Origin of the sequence: Rhodococcus sp. 1R11, assembly GCF_004563845.1 — a bacterium.
Lineage (GTDB): Bacteria > Actinomycetota > Actinomycetes > Mycobacteriales > Mycobacteriaceae > Rhodococcoides.
In genome coordinates this window covers 372,144-390,099 of sequence record NZ_SPNG01000002.1, presented here as the reverse complement: position 1 = coordinate 390,099, position 17,956 = coordinate 372,144, and the positions used below count along the sequence as shown (strand labels likewise).

At 64.5% G+C, this 17,956-nt stretch carries 17 protein-coding genes, 1 pseudogene and 1 riboswitch; of the genes and pseudogenes, 9 read left to right on the top strand and 9 right to left on the bottom strand.

Annotated features, from left to right (window positions below):
* Positions 1-26: 26 nt before the first annotated feature.
* Together E4P29_RS05080 and E4P29_RS05075 are read right to left on the bottom strand one after the other, a co-directional pair.
* Positions 27-461 (bottom strand): SRPBCC family protein, encoded by a 435-nt coding sequence (locus tag E4P29_RS05080; RefSeq protein WP_135042464.1) that lies wholly within the window; start codon positions 459-461, stop codon positions 27-29.
* A 133-nt stretch (positions 462-594) separates the two neighbouring features.
* On the bottom strand, positions 595-987 hold the full coding sequence (locus E4P29_RS05075) for a polyketide cyclase / dehydrase and lipid transport (protein WP_135042461.1): 393 nt from the start codon (positions 985-987) through the stop codon (positions 595-597).
* Between the two features lie 133 nt (positions 988-1,120).
* Here E4P29_RS05075 and E4P29_RS05070 point away from each other — a divergent pair, with 133 nt between their 5' ends.
* On the top strand, positions 1,121-2,926 hold the full coding sequence (locus E4P29_RS05070; RefSeq protein ID WP_135042459.1) for a long-chain fatty acid--CoA ligase: 1,806 nt from the start codon (positions 1,121-1,123) through the stop codon (positions 2,924-2,926).
* Positions 2,927-2,966: 40 nt separating this feature from the next.
* Here the strand turns inward: E4P29_RS05070 and E4P29_RS05065 are convergent, their stop codons facing one another.
* The 5 genes from E4P29_RS05065 to E4P29_RS05045 form a co-directional block, all read right to left on the bottom strand.
* Positions 2,967-4,091 (bottom strand): glycosyltransferase family 4 protein, encoded by a 1,125-nt coding sequence (locus tag E4P29_RS05065; RefSeq protein WP_135042458.1) that lies wholly within the window; start codon positions 4,089-4,091, stop codon positions 2,967-2,969.
* Positions 4,092-4,149: 58 nt separating this feature from the next.
* On the bottom strand, positions 4,150-5,532 hold the full coding sequence (locus E4P29_RS05060; RefSeq protein WP_135042457.1) for a hypothetical protein: 1,383 nt from the start codon (positions 5,530-5,532) through the stop codon (positions 4,150-4,152).
* Between the two features lie 29 nt (positions 5,533-5,561).
* Positions 5,562-6,545, bottom strand: coding sequence for an NlpC/P60 family protein (locus E4P29_RS05055; RefSeq protein WP_135042749.1), 984 nt, complete (start codon positions 6,543-6,545; stop codon positions 5,562-5,564).
* A 390-nt stretch (positions 6,546-6,935) separates the two neighbouring features.
* On the bottom strand, positions 6,936-7,490 hold the full coding sequence (locus E4P29_RS05050) for a C40 family peptidase (protein WP_209205303.1): 555 nt from the start codon (positions 7,488-7,490) through the stop codon (positions 6,936-6,938).
* Between the two features lie 18 nt (positions 7,491-7,508).
* Positions 7,509-7,669: riboswitch (cyclic di-AMP (ydaO/yuaA leader) on the bottom strand.
* Positions 7,670-7,784: 115 nt separating this feature from the next.
* Positions 7,785-8,066 (bottom strand): hypothetical protein, encoded by a 282-nt coding sequence (locus tag E4P29_RS05045; RefSeq protein ID WP_135042456.1) that lies wholly within the window; start codon positions 8,064-8,066, stop codon positions 7,785-7,787.
* 169 nt (positions 8,067-8,235) lie between these two features.
* Between E4P29_RS05045 and E4P29_RS05040 the strand changes: the two genes are divergently transcribed.
* Positions 8,236-9,951: a DEDD exonuclease domain-containing protein gene (locus E4P29_RS05040; protein WP_135042454.1), complete on the top strand. Its 1,716-nt coding sequence runs from the start codon at positions 8,236-8,238 to the stop codon at positions 9,949-9,951.
* Positions 9,952-10,042: 91 nt separating this feature from the next.
* Positions 10,043-10,318, top strand: coding sequence for an Lrp/AsnC ligand binding domain-containing protein (locus tag E4P29_RS05035; RefSeq protein ID WP_027497377.1), 276 nt, complete (start codon positions 10,043-10,045; stop codon positions 10,316-10,318).
* 10 nt (positions 10,319-10,328) lie between these two features.
* Here E4P29_RS05035 and trpD read toward each other — a convergent pair whose 3' ends face one another.
* Together trpD and E4P29_RS05025 are read right to left on the bottom strand one after the other, a co-directional pair.
* Positions 10,329-11,390: an anthranilate phosphoribosyltransferase gene (gene trpD, locus E4P29_RS05030; protein ID WP_135042452.1), complete on the bottom strand. Its 1,062-nt coding sequence runs from the start codon at positions 11,388-11,390 to the stop codon at positions 10,329-10,331.
* 51 nt (positions 11,391-11,441) lie between these two features.
* Positions 11,442-11,918, bottom strand: coding sequence for a hypothetical protein (locus E4P29_RS05025; protein WP_135042450.1), 477 nt, complete (start codon positions 11,916-11,918; stop codon positions 11,442-11,444).
* Between the two features lie 151 nt (positions 11,919-12,069).
* Here E4P29_RS05025 and E4P29_RS05020 point away from each other — a divergent pair, with 151 nt between their 5' ends.
* From E4P29_RS05020 to E4P29_RS26510, 6 genes and pseudogenes are all read left to right on the top strand, one after another.
* The gene (locus E4P29_RS05020; protein ID WP_057476090.1) at positions 12,070-12,681 is read left to right on the top strand and encodes a heme-copper oxidase subunit III; all 612 of its coding nucleotides are present in this window, start codon (positions 12,070-12,072) and stop codon (positions 12,679-12,681) included.
* An 83-nt stretch (positions 12,682-12,764) separates the two neighbouring features.
* Positions 12,765-13,616 (top strand): cytochrome c, encoded by an 852-nt coding sequence (locus E4P29_RS05015; protein WP_135042448.1) that lies wholly within the window; start codon positions 12,765-12,767, stop codon positions 13,614-13,616.
* Positions 13,613-14,805, top strand: a pseudogene (locus E4P29_RS05010) (ubiquinol-cytochrome c reductase iron-sulfur subunit). The gene E4P29_RS05015 and the pseudogene E4P29_RS05010 overlap by 4 nt, the downstream one beginning before the upstream one ends.
* Complete coding sequence (locus tag E4P29_RS05005) at positions 14,802-16,574, top strand: cytochrome bc complex cytochrome b subunit (RefSeq protein ID WP_135042446.1); 1,773 nt, start codon at positions 14,802-14,804, stop codon at positions 16,572-16,574. The pseudogene E4P29_RS05010 and the gene E4P29_RS05005 overlap by 4 nt, the downstream one beginning before the upstream one ends.
* A gap of 306 nt (positions 16,575-16,880) precedes the next feature.
* Positions 16,881-17,156: a helix-turn-helix transcriptional regulator gene (locus tag E4P29_RS05000; RefSeq protein WP_135042444.1), complete on the top strand. Its 276-nt coding sequence runs from the start codon at positions 16,881-16,883 to the stop codon at positions 17,154-17,156.
* A 240-nt stretch (positions 17,157-17,396) separates the two neighbouring features.
* Entirely contained in the window at positions 17,397-17,870 is a 474-nt protein-coding gene (locus E4P29_RS26510; protein WP_348539759.1) for a WYL domain-containing protein, read from the top strand.
* Positions 17,871-17,956 lie beyond the last annotated feature (86 nt).

Here is a 17,956-nt window from a genome sequence, read left to right as displayed (position 1 = left end):
GGTGCGGGGTTCGGGGCGAGCGTCGGTCAGCCTTCGACCCGCTTCTTCAATTCCTTGAGCGCAGTGTCGGTGATGACCTTCTCTGCTTTGCGCTTGAACAGGCCGATCATCGGAATGTTCAGATCGACCGTGAGCTCGTACGTCACATCGGTGCCGTTGCCGGTCTCACGCAGCGAGTACGACCCGTTCTGAGATTTCTGCATCTCCCCCGAGACGAGATTCCACGACACCGAATTACCGTCCGCCGCCCAGTCGTACTCGAGTTCGTACGTGTCTTTCACCATTCCGGCATCCAGCACGAACTTGACCCGTCTTCCCCGTCCGTCCGCACCGACCTCGAGGACCTCGACGGATTTTGCGGCGGACACCCACGTGGGATACGCGTCGAAATCGGCGATGACGTCCATGACCCGACTCGGTGGGGCTTCGACGACGATCGACCTCTGGGTTTTCTCCGCCATGACTACTGGTCCGCTTCCTCTCGGGTACTTCGATCCGCTTCGTTCGCTGCCTGCTGTGTAACCCGCGGCAGGCCTATCTCACACGATCGAACCGCCGACGCACAACGCGAACCGGCCGACCGTACCGCGCGGTTCATTCGGGAGCTGAACTCGACGCTACGTGGTGGGGTGCCTCGCCCGCTGACCTCCCGGCCTCGAGCTCCCGCTTGAGCTCGAAAGTCATGGCGCGTCCGGCCACCCGACGCGCATGCTGCTCGGTGGCAGAGTCATGTGCTCGGGCCGGATCGGCGTGCAGGAAGTAGTGGACGATCACGCCGTCGAGCACGGGCTCGAGCCACAGCTCCATCGTTCCGACGACACCGCCGCGCACCGCCCACCGAATGCCCTTCTCGCCGCGATCCTCGGTCACGGTCAGCGACAGGTCCGGCCACCACCGCCGCCATCGCTCCGGCGAGGCGAACGCGTGCGCCACCGCCGCACCGGGCGCCGCCACGAATGTCTGATCCGCAACTTGAATACTGCTCATCGTCAGAGCTTCACATATCGGGTCCGAGACCAGGACCGCCGAGGCACATTCGGGACCGTGCGCCCCGGGTCTAGAGTATCTGTGAAGCCGAGCTATCGACTTTCTCCATCCCGTTCGATCCGGAGGTAATCCCGTGCGCGAGTTCACTGTTTCCGCCGAGTACGACATCGCGGACACCGACTCGGCTGTCGACAGCGTCTTCGCCCGCGCTCGGACGTCGCCGGATGCCGTGGTGTTCCGTCGGCTCGACGACGGCCGATGGACCGATGTCGGTGCCGCAGAATTCGAGCGACTGGTCGTCGACGTGGCCAGAGGCCTCGTCGCAGCAGGTATCGAGCAGGGCGATCGCGTCGCGCTCATGTCGTCCACCCGATTCGAGTGGTCGGTCATCGACTACGCGATCTGGGCCGCGGGCGGAGTGACCGTGCCGATCTACGAGACCTCGTCGGCGGGCCAGGTCGAGTGGATTCTCGAGGACGCCGAGCCGGTTCTGTTGATTCTCGAGAACGACGCGCACGTTCGGGAGACCGAAGCCGTCGTAGCTGCGGCACCGTCGGTACGCCGGACGTTCGTCATCGAGACCTCCGCCGGCACCGGCGCAGTGCAGGCTCTGATCGACAATGGCACCGACGTCCTAGAGGACGTTGTGCACGAACGTGTTTCGGCACTTCGTTCGTCCGATCCAGCCACGTTGATCTACACCTCGGGCACCACCGGTCGCCCCAAAGGTGTGCAACTGACACATGCGAACCTCTTGGCGGAGTCCCTCGGAATTCGTCAGACGTCACTGAAAGCGCTTCTGACACAGGGGCGCAGCACGTTGATGTTCCTCCCTTTGGCGCACGTTCTGGCTCGCGCGGTCAGTATCGCGTCGTTCGATGCCGGAGTCACCCTCGGCCACACCAACGACATTCCCAATCTGGTCGCAACCTTCGGGACGTTTCGACCGGACTTCATTTTGTCCGTACCGCGCGTGTTCGAGAAGGTCTTCAACACGGCGAAGCAGAAAGCACACAGCGACGGCAAGAGCAAGATCTTCGACCTCGCGACCGAGTGCGCTGTGGCCTGGAGCCAGGCGCAGGATTCCGGTGGCCCATCGATGGTGTTGCGCGCCAAGCATTTCGTGTTCGACAAGCTCGTCTACGGGAAGCTCCGCACTGCTCTGGGCGGCAAATGCGAACTCGCCATCTCGGGCGGCGCACCACTGGGCGCGCGACTCGGTCACTTCTACCGCGGCATCGGCGTGACCATCTACGAGGGCTACGGCCTGACCGAAACCACTGCGGCTTTCGCGGTGAACACCATCGGATTCCAACATGTGGGCAGCGTCGGCCGCCCGCTACCCGGGAACACCGTCCGCATCGCCGACGACGGTGAGATCCAACTCCGCGGACCCGTTGTGTTCGACGGGTATTGGCGCAACGAGAAGGCGACCGCGGAATCCCTGGACGACGGGTGGTTCCGCACCGGCGATCTCGGATCCCTCGACGAGGAGGGATACATCACGATTTCCGGCCGCAAGAAGGAATTGATCGTCACCGCCGGCGGCAAGAACGTCTCCCCCGCGGGCCTCGAAGATCACCTTCGTGCCGGAGCACTGATCAGTCAGGCCGTGGTGGTCGGTGACCAGAAGCCCTTCATCGGTGCCCTCATCACCCTCGATCCGGATGCGTTCGACAAGTGGAAGTCGGCCCACGGCAAGAACTCCGACGCCACCGCGGCGGATCTCCAGGCCGATCCCGATCTCGTTGCCGAGATCGATGCCGCCGTCGCCGACGCCAACAAGTCGGTCTCGCACGCCGAATCCATCAAGAAGTACCGCCTGCTCCCCCATGACTTCACGGAGGAGAGCGGCGAACTGACGCCGACGATGAAGCTCAAGCGCAATGTCATCACCAAGTCGTACGCCGATGAGATCGAGGCAATCTACGCGAGGTGAAGCGCCTGGACCGGGCCGGCCGAGCGAGCGGGCCGGCCTGTCAGATCAGCGAGCGCAGTTTTTCCGTCAACACGTCCCAGCGCCATTCCGCGTCGACCCATGCCCGACCGGCGTTGCCCATCTGCGTCGCCAGTGTGCGATCGGACAGAATCGTCACGATCGCGTCGGCGATGGACGATACCGAAGTCCCGTCGACGACGAGCCCGGTCTTGTTGTGCTGCACTGCTTCCGGAGCGCCTCCGGACATCCCGGCAACCACCGGAACGCCACACGCCGACGCCTCGAGGTAGACGATTCCGAGCCCCTCCACGTCGAGGCCCGCGCCTCGGGTGCGGCTCGGCATCGCGAACACGTCGGCGATCGTGTGGTGGGCAGCCAGTTCTGCCGACGGCACCGTCCCGGTGAACACCACGTGCTGCTCCATCCCGGTGGAGCGAACCAGTTCGCGCAACGTGTTCTCGTACGGACCGCCGCCGACGATCACCAGAACCGCCCCGTCCACCGAACGTCGGACCTCCGGTAGCGCCCGGATCAGAAAGTCCTGGCCCTTGCGCGGCACCAGCCGCGACAAACACAGAACCGTAGGTCGGTCACCGAGACCGTACCGCGCCCGTAACTCCGTCCTCGCGGCGTCGTCGGGCACGAAGCGATCGGTGTCGACCCCCGGCGGTAGATGCTCGAGTGCCGCCGACGGCCCGAACGCCGAGCTGAACCGGCTCCGGGTGTACTTGCTCACATAGGTCACCACGTCGGTGTTCTCCCCGATGGTGCGCAGCGTCGCGCGACCACCGGGCACCATCGACCAACCCACCTCGTGGCCGTGCGTGCTCGCCACGATGCGATCGGCCCCGGCCCTGCGCAGGTGTGACGACATCACCGCCAACGGGGCCGCGGCACCGAACCACACCGAGTCGCACCCTCGGGTCTTCACGATGCGCGCTGCGCGCCGCGCCACCAACGGGGTCGGCAGCATCAACGTGGTCGGATGCCTGATCACCTCGAAGGGTTGTCTCGCATCGAACTTCACGTGCGAATCACCGCGCCACCGCGGCGCATAGACCACGAGCTCGTCGGCGGGCAACTGCGAGGCGAAGCTGTGCAAATAGGACTGGATTCCGCCGGGCCGGGGCGGAAAGTCGTTCGTCACCAGAAGAGTACGACGCATGACGACAACCGTAGCGCTCCCGATCGGACAGCTCGTGTCGACGACGGGGACACAAGCGTCAGCGTGACCGAGCGGCCACCCAGCTGCCCCACTCCGCGACGAACTGGGTTCGGCTCAGACTCAGGACCGAGGTGATCGCTGCATCGACGACTCCGCCCGACCCGCGTTCGGACGCCAACGCCTCGTACAACCTGCGCAACACCAACTCGCCGAATCGGTCTGCCACGAACGCGAAGACCGACCAGGCGGACTCGTAGGCCACGTTCGAGCGGGTGCCGCCGGCACCGAAATCCTCGTCCTTGGGCAGCACGGTCGGCGGGCCGCCGGCAGCCACGATCGACGCCAGAGTAGGTGCGAGCTGCCGAAAGTCGGCACCCGAACTGCGATACCCGGAGTAGTCGGCGAACCCCTCCGCCACCCACAACGCGGTGCCTTCCGCCGTCTTCGCCCGCGTCGCCACATGAGTCAACTCGTGCCGAAGCACCGAACGAAGAGTGAACGGAGTCAGCCTCGACGCGGCATCGGGACCGAACACCACCCGCTGACCCGCCGGACGCGACCCGCCGGCTACCGCGTCGGACACGGTCACCGCTGCCACGTCCGTCGACGGCGAGGAACCCGTCGATTCGTCGAACTCCTCGGCCGTCGAACTGACGAACACCAGTCCGTCCCGAGCCCAGTCGGCCCCCCAGAAGTCGGTGACCGCAGCGGTCGCCGCGGGCAGCTCGGCGGCCACATCCGAAACGAACTGCTGACGGTCGGGATGTCCCAACACCACCGACGTGCCGGCTGCAGTGGCGACCGAGCGCACCGTCAACGGCCCGAAATCCCACGGCCCGCGCCAGGTGTGGCGACGGTAGGCCGGCAGGTCGGCATCGTCGACCAGTCGCCACTGGCCGTCGCGTTCGGCGACCACCAGCGAGACCGGCCGACGCGTCGGCGATACGTCCGGGCCTTGCACGGCATAACGCAGGTACACCGGCGGAGCCCAGACATCGGTGGCATCGAGCTGCTCGGCGATCGACGACGGCACGGGGGTCTCGGGCTCGTCGCCGATCTCGTAGCCGAAGTCCGAAAAAGGGACACTCGCAACGACGGTCGCCCGGCGTACCTGCGCATCCACGAACGTCGGATCTGCCAGCGGATCCATCAACCCACGCAGCATCGATTCGTCACCGGAACGGACGGCAGACGCCCAGCGCTCGAGCAGCTCTGTGACTTCGGCGCGGCGCTGCTCGTCGTAGGTGGGCGGATTCTGCGCCGCCGACCGATCGGACGAAGTCGCTGCGCTCGAGGTCTCCGCTGCCGATGCGGGACCGTCGTGACGGTAAACCAGCAGCAGCGTCGACGCCACCGCAAGAACGACCAGGACTGCCAGCCATCGCGCCCGCCGCGACGCGGTGAGCGCGTGGACGACGGACGGCCGTTCCGTACCGCTCATTCAGGCGTCAGTCGTCGATCCGGGCAGACTCAGTATCGACGGGCCCCGTAGTACGGGAACGACGCCATCGATTGCACCTTCACCGGTACCCCGAAGGTGGAGGCATGCAGGACATTGCCGTTACCGGCGTAGATACCGACGTGTGATGCGTCCGGGTAGAACAGAACGACGTCTCCCGGCTGCAGATCCTTCTGATCGACGGGAGTTCCGCCGGCAGCCTGAGCCTGACTCGACCGCGGCAACGTCTTTCCGACCTGTTTGTAGGCCCACACGACCAACCCTGAGCAGTCGAAACCATCGGGGCCGGTTGCTCCCCAGACGTACGGCTTACCGATCTGTGTGAGACCGGCCTGCAACGCACTAGCACCGGAGCCCGGCGTCAAATTCTTCAGAATCGTCGACGGGTCGAAACCTTCCGGAAGCGCTGATCCCGCGAGGGCCAACTGCTCGGACGAGGAGAGCGCGCTGTACGCGGCCATGACCTCGGCGATCTGGCCCTGCAGTTCACTCTGCTTTGCCTGCAGATCGTCGCTGACTGCTTTCGCTTGCTCGGCGGCGATTCTGGCCTGTTCTGCGGCGGTCGCCGCGGCCTGCTCTGCCGCGGATGCATCCGCGCTGGCCTGCTGGAACTGGGCGACCTGACCGGCTGTCTCGGCGGAGATGACGTCGAGGGCCGACATCTGATCGAGCAACTGTTGGGGAGAGTCACTGACCATGACCGCGAACAACCGGTTGGTGCGAGCGCCCTGATAGTTGACGTTGGCCACCTTGTCCATGGCGGGTTTGAGCTGGGCGAGCTGCGACTGGGCGGCGTCGAGGGCCGCCCGGCTGGCATCGACGGCGGTCTGCGCATCGAGCTGCTCTCGAGCCCGAGCGTCCAGATCCATCTGCGCGTTGTGCAGCGACTCGTTGGTCTGTTCCGATTCCCGAGACAGCTCTGCCAGCTTCGCCTGCGCGTCGGAAGCCGAACCGAAGCCCGGATCGGCGGTCGCCGTCGTGATCGGCACCACCATGATGCACGCGGCTGCAACGGCTGTGGTCACCGAGCTACCTACTAGCCGTAGAACTCGGGTGGTTCTCGATATCGCCACGGAAAGCGACTCTCCGTCCTGACATATGCCATTCCAGCTGGAGTGGCGGTTGGAAAAAGTGACCGGAACCGAACGATACCCATGCTCAGCTGGGCGCGGACGTGAACACGGTCCGAAATCGACGCAGTCTGCACGTGACAGATCACAAACCAAACGTCGTAGAGGTCTCGATCAGATTACGAACCGGGCGCTCCGCTGTCCACCGTACCGGCGTGTCGCCCGGAAAGCGTCCCTGGAAACGACAACAGGGCCGAACCGTCGAAACGGATCGACCCTGTCGGTCGGTTCACAACTTCGGTCGGAGCGCTCGGCTCAGTAGCGTCGAGCGCCGTCGAACGGCATCGATGCCAGCGGAGCGACCTTGACCGGCACTCCGGACGTCGATGCGTGGACGACGTTGCCGTCGCCGACGTAGATACCGGAGTGCGAGCCGCCGTAGAACGACACCACGTCGCCCGGAATCAAGCTGTCCCGCGAGACCGGCGTGCCGGCAGCGGCCTGGTCGTAGCTCGTCCGCGGGAGGCTGATGCCGGCCTGCTTGTAGGCCCACTGGACCAGTCCGGAGCAGTCGAACGAGTCGGGGCCCGATGCGCCGTACACGTACGGAGCGCCGATCTTGGACTCCGCAGCCTGGACGGCCTTGGCAGCCGGGGTGACCTGCGGGGCAAGGGGTGCACCCGGAGCGGGCATGCCCGGAATGTTGAGGGGAGGGAGACCCGGGATGTCAGGAATCTCGAAGGTTCCGACGCCGGGGATGGTGACAGGGGCCGCCATTGCCGGTGCAGCGGGGAGAATCACCACGCCTGCCGTGAGCGCTCCGGCTACGAGAGCTCGCCGCAATGTTCGGTTGGAAAGTTGTGACGCCACGAAAGATGGTGCTCCGTTTCTTCCACTCGTCCGCCGACCGAGTTAGCTGACGGGTTCGGGCTGGGAAGAGCAGCCCTACCCACCGGCCACCATCGGCGACTCGGCGGGATTCACCCCAGTAGATATCGGGTTCCCGGTACGAACACTCTCGCGAGTGAACGATTAGGCGGTGACTTGCGATGCCACTCCGGTTTGGACTGGCAAGACTCCGCAAGGTCTCAGGAAGGTTACGAAATGGCATACCCCTGTGTCGACCCCAACGCGCCGAACGGACCGAATTCGGTCGTGTTCTCGCTACCCGGCACGTTGATCACCCGGTGTGTCACGAGTCGATAACAGGGGAACATCCGCGGTGCCGTCGTCGTCCACGACGAGCTTGAGCGCGGGCACCATACCGACCTCTGCGAGCACCCCCATGGCACCCAGTTCTTCCTGCTCGAGGGTGATTCGAGACGGCGGACCGACCCATTGCCCATCCGATCTCGCCGGCATACCGGGAGCCCCCAGAAGCACCGTCACAACGCAGTCGGCACAGGCGATGTCACGGACCAGGCAGTCACTGCAGTCGATGATCATTGTGATCCTTGTCTCTTTGTCGGGTCGGACGGTGTAATCGGCCGATCGAGCGAAAGATAGCGTTCGCCACCGACAGGTTCCGCGACCCGACGGTCGGCATCGACCGACACGATGACGTCCGACGCCGTGTTCGGCGTTCTTGTCGGAGGTCGGCCCTAACGTCGTCGCAGTGAGCCTGCCGATCCAGCTGACGTTCGACGAACTCGACACCCCGCTTCACGCCACCACGTTCGTCGTCGTCGACCTCGAAACCACCGGCGGCAGCGCAGACACAGAGGCAATCACCGAAATCGGGGCCGTCAAGGTCAGGGGCGGCGAGATCATCGGCGAGTTCGCTACCCTCGTCGACCCGGGCAGATCGATCCCGCCGTACATCGTCGAGTTGACCGGCATCACGACGGCGATGCTGATCGGGGCGCCCCGCATCGAACGCGTCCTTCCCGGCTTTCTCGAGTTCGCTCGCGGATCGGTACTGGTGGCACACAACGCCGGATTCGATACAGGATTCCTCAAGGCCGCAGCGAGTCGACTCGACATCGCCTGGCCCCGCTTCCAGGTGCTCTGCACGGTCAAACTCGCCCGGCGAGTGCTCACGCGCGACGAGGCTCCCTCGGTGAAACTGTCGGCCCTGTCGACTCTGTTCAGGTCCAGCACTCGGCCGACTCACCGGGCATTGGACGACGCACGTGCCACGGTGGATGTGTTGCACGGCCTGATCGAGCGGGTAGGCAACCAGGGCGTGCACAGCTACGCGGAACTGGTCGACTACCTCCCTGCGGTGTCGGCGGGGCAACGAGCCAAACGCGGTCTGGCCGCCCACCTACCCGATACACCCGGTGTCTACCTCTTCCGAGGACCATCGGACGAGGTCCTGTACGTGGGCACCTCGAACAACCTCAAGCGTCGGGTGCGCAACTACTTCACCGGTTCCGAGACCCGTGGGCGAATGAAGGAGATGGTCTCGCTCGCCACACGCGTGGACCACGTCGAATGCGCGCATGCACTCGAGGCCGGAGTCCGCGAATTACGGCTGCTCTCGGCTCACGTCCCGCCCTACAACCGCCGATCGAAGTTTCCTCGCAAAGGGTGGTGGGTCACCCTCACCGACGAAGCGTTTCCCCGACTGTCGATCGTGCGAACTCCCGCACCGAACAGCCTCGGACCTTTCGCTGTTCGGGCGGACGCGGCGGAGGCCTCCGCTCTTGCAGCGGAGTTCTGTCGGCTTCGTACGTGTACCCGCCGTTTGGGCCGCTCGGTTCGACACGGTGACGCGTGCACCGCAACGGACGTGGGTGGTTGCCCAGCGGCGTTCTCCGGGCTCCTGACGGCCGAGCAGTACTCGGGTGCCCCGGCGAAATTTCTCGCCTTCGTGTGTGGACACGACGACGAGCTGCTGTTCGCGATGCGACGCCGCGTCGCCGAACTCGCCGACCGCGAACTGTTCGAGACGGCCGCGCGTCTCCGCGATCGAATCGCAGTGACGGTGAACGTGCTCCGCAGGATGCACCGGGCGGCTGCGGTTGCGGCAATCGCCGAGCTCGTGGCGGCCAGGCGGACGGCCGACGGTGGTTGGGAGCTGATGGTGGTGCGCTTCGGCCGCTTGGCCGGGGCGGCCGTCGCGCCGAGAGGGGTGCACCCGATGCCCGTCGTCGATGCGATCACGGCGTCGGCGGAGACGGTGTTGCCCGACGCGACGCCACTTCGCGGTGCGCCGCCGGAAGAGGTGGGCCTGATCGCGTCGTGGCTCCACACGGACGGAGTGCGCATCGTTCGCACCAGCAGTGGCTACTGCAGCCCTGCTCGGTCTGCGGGTTCGTGGGAGGAGTGGTGTCGGACGGCCCGAGAAGCAACGCGACAGGAGTGGAGCCCGCGGAACGACCGATGAGGCAGGAGTGGAGCCCGCGGAGCAACTAGTGTTGTCTCGGTTGGGTCGAGCTCGCGTCGTGTGTGGGCCCGGAGATTCGTGAGGAGCACAGATGATCAATGCCATCGTCTTGATCGACGCCGAGGCCGATCTGATTCCGGAGGCGGCGCAGGCCGTTGCCGATGTGGACGGCGTATCGGAGGTGTATTCGTGCGCCGGTGACGTCGATCTGATTGCCATCGTCAAGGTGCGTGATCATGCGTCGATAGCCGAGGTCATCACCAAGCACATCAATCGTGTCCGCGGTGTTCGCAGTACGACGACTCATATTGCGTTTCAGTCGTATTCGAGTGCCGACGTCGATGCAGGATTCTCGATCGGCGAGTAATCGGTGTGATTCAGTCGGCCAGCGCGGTAGTGCAGCGCGCCCAATCGGCAAGCAGGCGGGCCGCGGAACCGTTGTCGACAACCGTTGCCGCAGTTGCCAATCCGGCTTCGATTCGCTCGTGCAGGTTTCCCGACACTCCTCGATGCGCGGCCATAGCTGCGGCGGCGTTGAGTAGCACGGCGTCACGGACGGGTCCGTGTTCGCCGGCGAACACGCGATGCGCCACTGCCGCATTGAATTCCGCGTCCCCGCCTCGGAGGGCCTCGATGGGCGCACGAGCAATTCCGTAGTCGACCGGGTCGATCGAGTCGACGGTGACGGTCCCGTCGGACACCACGTGCACGGTGGTCGTGGTGGACAGGGTGATTTCGTCGAGGCCGTCGTCACCGCGCACGACGAGAACCGAACTGCCGCGTCGAGCGAACACGCCGGCGACGACAGGCACCAGATTCTCGAATGCGCAGCCGATCAGTCCAGCGCGTGGGCGGCCGGGGTTCGTCAGTGGGCCCAGCACGTTGAAGATCGTCGGAATGCCGATCTCCTTGCGCGCCGGACCAGAGAACCGAAGTGCCGGGTGATGGATCGGCGCGAAACAGAACCCGATCCCTACCTGCTCGACACTCGATGCCACCCCGGCGGGCCCCAGGGTGACCCGCACGCCCAGCGCCTCGAGCACATCGGTCGTACCGCTCTTGGACGACGCTGCACGGTTGCCGTGTTTGACGACGCGTATTCCGCTGGCAGCGACGACGATCGCGGCCATCGTGGAGATGTTCACCGTGTCCGCACCGTCGCCGCCGGTCCCGACGACGTCCACCGCGTCACGGTCGGTCTCGACCAGAAATGCATGCGCGAGCATGGAATCGGCGAGGCCCTCCAGTTCCGCGGGAGTCGGGCCCTTCATTTTCAGTGCAACCCCGAAGGCAGCGATCTGTGCGGCTGTGGCGTTGTCGGACATGATCTCGTCCATCACCCAGCCGGTATCGGCGCTCGACAGGTCGGCGTGCGTGGTCAACGCTCCGAGGATTCGACGCCACGTTCTCGGCTGCTCGTCACTGGTCCCTGCGGTCATGGTGGATGTGCCGTGCCCTTCTGCTGTCGATGCGCTCGGTGCGGTGGAAGCTTAGTCAGACGTGTCGACGGGTGAGGCGGGCTGCAGCGCATCCCACCCCAGTACCACTCCTCCACGCCGTTGCGCGAGACCCGCCATACGAGATCTCTCTTGTGAGCAGTGCAACGCGTCGAGCACCTGTACCCGCTGCAGGACCAGAGGGACACCGTCGTCGACTCGCGGCCGATACCCGCCGTCGTCCGGTAACTCGACCTGCGGACCCACCTCGTACGAGTCCTGCGCCGAGACCGCTGCCGCATCGTCGATCTCGTGCGCGGGCAGCACGAGGTGATGCCGCAACAGCACCTCTGAGGACTCGACCCACACCGGTTCGGTGCCGGCCGCTTCGTCGAGTACGGCAGAGCACGCCCGCGCGTCGTCGAAGCAGCTCGCCACTACCACCAGATCCTCGCGCGTGGGGTCCAGACGTTGCGCCGTCGACCGCGAGAACAACCGCCGAAACCACCCACCTGCACTGCTCTTTGCCATGAGGCCAGCCTTGCACGACTGGACCTTACCGGCCCGTACAGCCCCCTTCACCTGCACGGGAACAACCGCGCGCTCGGAATCGTTCTTCCGCGACGCGCCAAGACCGGACCCGGATATGCCTTCCGTACTACGACGGGTCATACTTCTTTCTGTGACGAGCGCAGTAGGGACTCAAGGATCGGCAATCACCCAACGCGTGCACTCGCTGAACCGTCCCAATATGGTCAGCGTCGGCACGATCGTGTGGCTGTCGAGTGAACTCATGTTCTTCGCCGGGCTGTTTGCGATGTACTTCGTCGCACGCGCGCAGGCGAATGGAAACTGGCCGCCGGAGCCGACCGAGCTGAACCTCGGATTGGCTGTTCCGGTGACGGCCGTGCTGATCGCTTCTTCGTTCACCTGCCAGCTGGGCGTGTTCGCTGCCGAGCGTGGCGACGTGTTCGGGCTCCGTCGGTGGTACATCGTCACGTTGGCCATGGGTGCGTTCTTCGTATCCGGTCAGGCATACGAGTACTACCACCTGGTCCACGAGGGCACGACGCTCTCCAGCAGCGTGTACGGCTCGGTCTTCTACATCACGACCGGCTTCCACGGACTGCACGTGATCGGCGGATTGATCGCCTTCGTCTTCCTGATCACCCGAACACTGGTCAGTAAGTTCACGCCCGCGCAGGCCACCGCGGCCATCGTCGTCTCGTACTACTGGCACTTCGTCGACATCGTCTGGATTGCCCTCTTCGCGACGATCTACTTCATCCGCTAGTGACAGTCAGCAAGCCACAGATAACGAACGAACGGATTCAGCCCCCGACGTTCGGCCAGTCCCGACACGACAAGGGATAGAAGATGAGTACATCTCCCCCAGCAGCATCCGACGACGGCAAGGCCGCCGCCAAGACGAGACGTCAGCGCAAGACGCGCCGCCGCGTCACCGGTGCCCTCGTCCTGATGATGGGCCTTCTGAGCGCGGGATTTCTCGCTTCGGCCCTCACTCCTACGCCGCAGGTCGCGACAGCCGATACCGATTCGGCAGCGCTGATCCGAGAAGGTAAGCAGCTCTACGACACGTCGTGCGTGACGTGCCACGGTGCCAACCTGCAGGGCGTTCAGGACCGCGGACCGAGCCTCATCGGCGTCGGCGAAGCGGCTGTCTACTTCCAGGTGTCCAGTGGCCGCATGCCCGCTGTTCGTAACGAAGCGCAGGCGCTCCGCAAGCCACCGAAGTTCGACGACAAGCAGGTCGACGCGCTCGGTGCCTACATCCAGGCCAACGGCGGTGGCCCCACGGTCATCCTCGACGAGAACGGCGAGGTTGCTCAGGAGTCCCTGGTCGGCGACGACATCGCCCGCGGTAGCGAGCTCTTTCGGTTGAACTGTGCGTCCTGCCACAACTTCACCGGTCAGGGCGGTGCCCTGTCCTCCGGCAAGTTCGCTCCGGACCTCGGACCTGCAAACGAGCAGCAGATCTACACCGCGATGGTCACCGGTCCGCAGAACATGCCCAAGTTCTCCGATCGTCAGCTGACGATCGAGGAGAAGTCGGACATCATCGCGTACGTCAAGTCGGCTCAGGAAACCAAGGCCGCAGGCGGCTGGGGACTCGCAGGCTTCGGTCCCGGTACCGAGGCGATCGCGTTGTGGGTTGTCGGAATCGCCGCTGTCGTCGGCGCAACACTGTGGATCGGAGCAAGATCATGAGCGACGGCGATTCCGGTCGTAAGGACGCCGACAACACCGACGGCAAGGGTGCCGACGGTGTGAATCCCGACAAGAAGTACTCCGACGAGGAGTTGGCGGCGCTCAGCCGGGACGAGTTGGTCCAGCTGGGTACCAACCTCGACGGCGTCGACGTCGCATTCCGTCGCAACCGCTGGGCTGTGGAGGGCACTCGCGCCGAGAAGCGCGCCGAGCGCAGTGTGGCCGTCTGGTTCGCCATCGCCGGCCTGTCGGCCGTCGCCTTCATCGGCGTCTACCTCTTCTGGCCCTGGCAGTACGCAGGCATCGGTGACGAGAACTACCACCTCTACTCGCTGTACACGCCACTGATCGGCGGGACGATGGGTCTTGGATCCTGGCCGTCGGTGTCGGTGCCGTGCAGTTCACCAAGAAGTTCATCCCCGAAGAGGTCTCGATCCAGGACCGCCACGACGGAGGCTCGTCCGAGACGGACCGCAAGACCTTGGTCGCCGAGCTGGGAGACTCGCTCGACACGTCGACCATCGGACGACGCAAGGTCATCAAGCGTTCGCTCTTGTTCGGCGGTGGCGCTCTCGGCGTCATGGCATTGCTCCCCCTCGGCGGCCTGATCAAGAATCCGTGGGCCAAGGGCGAAGATTCTCCGTTGTGGGTATCCGGTTGGACGCCTCGCTACGATGGAGAGACGATCTACCTCCGACGAGACACCGGGCGACCGGAAGATGTCGTTCTCGTTCGGCCCGAGGACTTGGACGCTGGTGCCATGGAAACTGTCTTCCCGTTCCGCGAGGCGGACCGCGAAAGCGAGCACGACCTGCTCATGTCACTCCGCGGTATCCGTAACGCAGTCATGCTCATCCGTTTGCGTCCCGACGACGCCAGCACGGTCATCAAGCGCAAGGGCCAGGAGAGCTACAACTACGGCGATTACTACGCCTACTCCAAGATCTGCACGCACCTGGGTTGCCCGACTTCGTTGTTCGAGCAGCAGACCAACCGCATTCTCTGCCCTTGCCATCAGTCGCAGTTCAACGCGCTCGAGTACGGCAAGCCGATCTTCGGACCGGCTGCGCGCGCGCTGCCTCAGCTTCCCATCACAGTCAACGAGGAGGGTTACCTAGTGGCACAGCACGACTTCCACGAAGCACTGGGTCCCGCCTTCTGGGAACGTCGACCGGAGCGTGATTCATGAGTCCTTCACTGCAAACCCTCGCCGCCAAGCAGGCGGACGACGTAGACAGTCGTTACCACTTGGCACCAGGTTTGCGCCGCCAGATCAACAAGGTGTTCCCCACCCACTGGTCGTTCCTGCTCGGTGAGATCGCGCTGTACAGCTTCGTGATCCTGCTGATCTCCGGCGTCTTCCTCACTCTGTTCTTCGATCCGTCGCTCAGCGAGGTCGTCTACGACGGTTCGTACCTCCCGCTCAATGGCGTGACCATGTCGCGTGCGTACGCCACTGCCCTCGACATCTCGTTCGAGGTCCGCGGCGGTCTGTTCATGCGACAGATCCACCACTGGGCAGCACTGATGTTCGCCGCGTCGATCATCGTGCACATGATGCGCATCTTCTTCACCGGTGCGTTCCGGCGTCCCCGTGAGGCCAACTGGGTCATCGGCTGCCTGCTGCTGATCCTGGCGATGTTCGAGGGCTTCTTCGGATACTCGCTCCCCGACGATCTGCTCTCGGGCACCGGCCTCCGCGCGGCGTTCTCCGGCATCACGATGAGTATCCCGATCGTCGGCACCTGGATGCACTGGCTGATCTTCGACGGGGACTTCCCCGGCACGATCATCATTCCCCGCCTGTACGTGGCGCACGTGCTCCTGCTCCCGGCCATCATCCTGGCGCTGATCGCAGCTCACCTGGCTTTGGTCTGGTACCAGAAGCACACGCAGTTCCCCGGACCCGGTCGTACGGAGACCAACGTCGTCGGCGTTCGTATCCTTCCGGTCTTCGCCGTCAAGTCCGGCGCGTTCTTCGCCGTGACGTTCGGCGTCATCGCGGCAATGGGTGGACTGCTGCAGATCAACCCGATCTGGGCGCTCGGACCGTACAACCCGTCTCAGGTTTCCGCAGGTTCGCAGCCCGACTTCTACATGATGTGGACCGACGGCCTGGCGCGTCTGTGGCCGGCATGGGACATCTACATCGCTGGTCGCTACACGATTCCTGCAGTCTTCTGGGTGGCCGTGATCATGGGCCTCGTCTTCACCGTGATGATTGCCTACCCGTGGATCGAGAAGCGTCTCACTGGAGACAACGCGCACCACAACCTGCTGCAGCGTCCCCGCGACGTGCCGGTCCGTACTGCGATCGGCGCAATGTCCATCGCCTTCTACGTCGTCCTGACGCTCTCGTGCGTCAACGACCTGATCGCGTACAAGTTCGACATCTCGCTCAATGCGATGACGTGGATCGGTCGAATCGGAGTGCTCATTGCTCCGCCGATCGCGTACTTCGTCGCGTACCGGTTCTGCATCGGCCTGCAGCGCAGCGACCGGGCAGTTCTCGAGCACGGCATCGAAACCGGAATCATCAAGCGACTCCCGCACGGCCAGTACGTGGAGATCCACCAGCCGCTCGGACCGGTCGACGACCACGGTCACCCGATCCCGCTCGATTACCAGGGTGCCGCGGTGCCCAAGAAGATGAACAAGCTCGGTTCTGCGGGCAAGCCAGGCTCGGGTTCTCTGTTCACCCCGGACCCCGTTGCGCAGAGCAAAGCCCTCGAAGATGCACTCCACCAGGGCGAGCACGAGCAGTTGGCAATGCTTCGCAACTACCAAGCGGGCATTCTGGGCAACGGCCACTCGAACGGCAACGGCCATACGAACGGCAACGGTCACGCCAACGGCAACGGTCATTCCAATGGCCACGCCGACGGCAACGGCCATGCCAACGGACACGAAGACACCTCGATTTCTTCGGGTCGTCAGGACAGTGATCGCGATCACTGAGTCCTGACAACGCACTCCGCTGAAGGGCGGCACCGGCAACGGTGCCGCCCTTCTTCGTGTGGTGCCGGTGCTACCCGCTCGACACATGTCCGGACACCATCCGGCTGGATCTCGATCGGGACCGTACGAGTCCACGAACCAGATGCTGCAACTCGCACAGGTGCCACTCCCCTCCCCCGCCGAGAGCGACCGATGCAAAGCGCGGCAGAGCCTGAGACTGAATTGGCACTCACCTGCCGGTCGCCCGCAGACCCATCGGTGGCGAGCATCGGCCCGGTCGGTCTCGACCGGTATTAGTATCGGTGTATGGTCCGTATCCCACTCAGTCCCGGTGAACTCGCGCGTGGAGCCCGCTTGGGCACAGCTTTGCGCCGTTACCGGGGCAACCGGACCATGACCGAGGTTTCCGACGCCGCCGGCATCTCCGTCGAAACGCTCAGAAAGATCGAGACCGGGCGAATCGCAACCCCGGCGTTCTTCACCGTCGCCGCACTGTGTGATGCGTTGGAGATCTCACTCGATGCATTGCTCGAATCCACGGCGGAAGCGTCGTCGACGCTGCACGAGGCCGACGCCTCCTGACGGGTTCGGATCCGCGCCGTGGTCCTCGGGGGCGTTTATGCGCAGCCACGATGAAGACCAACCCATTGTGTGCGGCCGGTCCTTCACCGACCCTCAGCATGTGGGCGTGGTGCGTCTCAGTCGATCGGCGATACCCGGATGAGGTTGCCGTCGGGGTCCGCGATCACGAACGTGCGGCCGAACACGGCGTCGTGTGGCTCCTGCGCCACGGCAACTCCTTTCGAGACCCAGTCGGTGAACATGTCATCGCTTGCCTCCGAGCGTCCGGGCACCATGAGTCCGATCTCGCTCGCGCGGGGGGTGCTCAGGACAGAGTGCTCGACTAGCCCGTCCAGGAGACGGTCGGCTGTTCGCGCTGGAACGGCTATCGACCTACGAACAACTCGCGCCAACAGCCGCTGTCCAACCCGGCGCACGAAATGGGCAGCGTTGAAGGATCGCACCGAAAGGCGAGGTCCCGTGAGCGTCACCGTCCGCCTGCCGGAAAATGGCCTCGACCTGGCTCGACGGGTACTCGCCAGTCGCATCCACGATGTCTCCGAAGCGAAAGACGGCTGGTGCACCGTCGTCGTCCGCTATCACGACATCGAGTCGGTACGTCAACTACTTCGGTTCGGCGATCACATCGAGGTACTCACACCAGCCGCAGCTCGCGAACGCATCGGTCAGCTCGCCACAATTCCGGCCGAAAGGCACTCGACCCCCGCCGGCTGAAGATGCCTCTGCACTCGAGCGATGTCCCCGGTGTACACGGTCGCACAGAAAAGGGCCCCGATCGTTCTCGTGAACGATCGGGGCCC

What these genes read in the sequence shown, in the direction of transcription:
- trpD (WP_135042452.1), bottom strand. Translation starts at nt 11,390, where the DNA reads ATGACCGCAGGGACCAGTGACGAGCAGCCGAGAACGTGGCGTCGAATC.
- E4P29_RS05045 (WP_135042456.1), bottom strand. Translation starts at nt 8,066, where the DNA reads ATGATCATCGACTGCAGTGACTGCCTGGTCCGTGACATCGCCTGTGCC.
- E4P29_RS05000 (WP_135042444.1), top strand. Translation starts at nt 16,881, where the DNA reads ATGGTCCGTATCCCACTCAGTCCCGGTGAACTCGCGCGTGGAGCCCGC.
- E4P29_RS05005 (WP_135042446.1), top strand. Translation starts at nt 14,802, where the DNA reads ATGAGTCCTTCACTGCAAACCCTCGCCGCCAAGCAGGCGGACGACGTA.
- E4P29_RS05075 (WP_135042461.1), bottom strand. Translation starts at nt 987, where the DNA reads ATGAGCAGTATTCAAGTTGCGGATCAGACATTCGTGGCGGCGCCCGGT.
- E4P29_RS05060 (WP_135042457.1), bottom strand. Translation starts at nt 5,532, where the DNA reads ATGAGCGGTACGGAACGGCCGTCCGTCGTCCACGCGCTCACCGCGTCG.
- E4P29_RS05055 (WP_135042749.1), bottom strand. Translation starts at nt 6,545, where the DNA reads ATGGTGGTGCCGATCACGACGGCGACCGCCGATCCGGGCTTCGGTTCG.
- E4P29_RS05015 (WP_135042448.1), top strand. Translation starts at nt 12,765, where the DNA reads ATGAGTACATCTCCCCCAGCAGCATCCGACGACGGCAAGGCCGCCGCC.
- E4P29_RS05025 (WP_135042450.1), bottom strand. Translation starts at nt 11,918, where the DNA reads ATGGCAAAGAGCAGTGCAGGTGGGTGGTTTCGGCGGTTGTTCTCGCGG.
- E4P29_RS26510 (WP_348539759.1), top strand. Translation starts at nt 17,397, where the DNA reads ATGTCATCGCTTGCCTCCGAGCGTCCGGGCACCATGAGTCCGATCTCG.
- E4P29_RS05065 (WP_135042458.1), bottom strand. Translation starts at nt 4,091, where the DNA reads ATGCGTCGTACTCTTCTGGTGACGAACGACTTTCCGCCCCGGCCCGGC.
- E4P29_RS05080 (WP_135042464.1), bottom strand. Translation starts at nt 461, where the DNA reads ATGGCGGAGAAAACCCAGAGGTCGATCGTCGTCGAAGCCCCACCGAGT.
- E4P29_RS05035 (WP_027497377.1), top strand. Translation starts at nt 10,043, where the DNA reads ATGATCAATGCCATCGTCTTGATCGACGCCGAGGCCGATCTGATTCCG.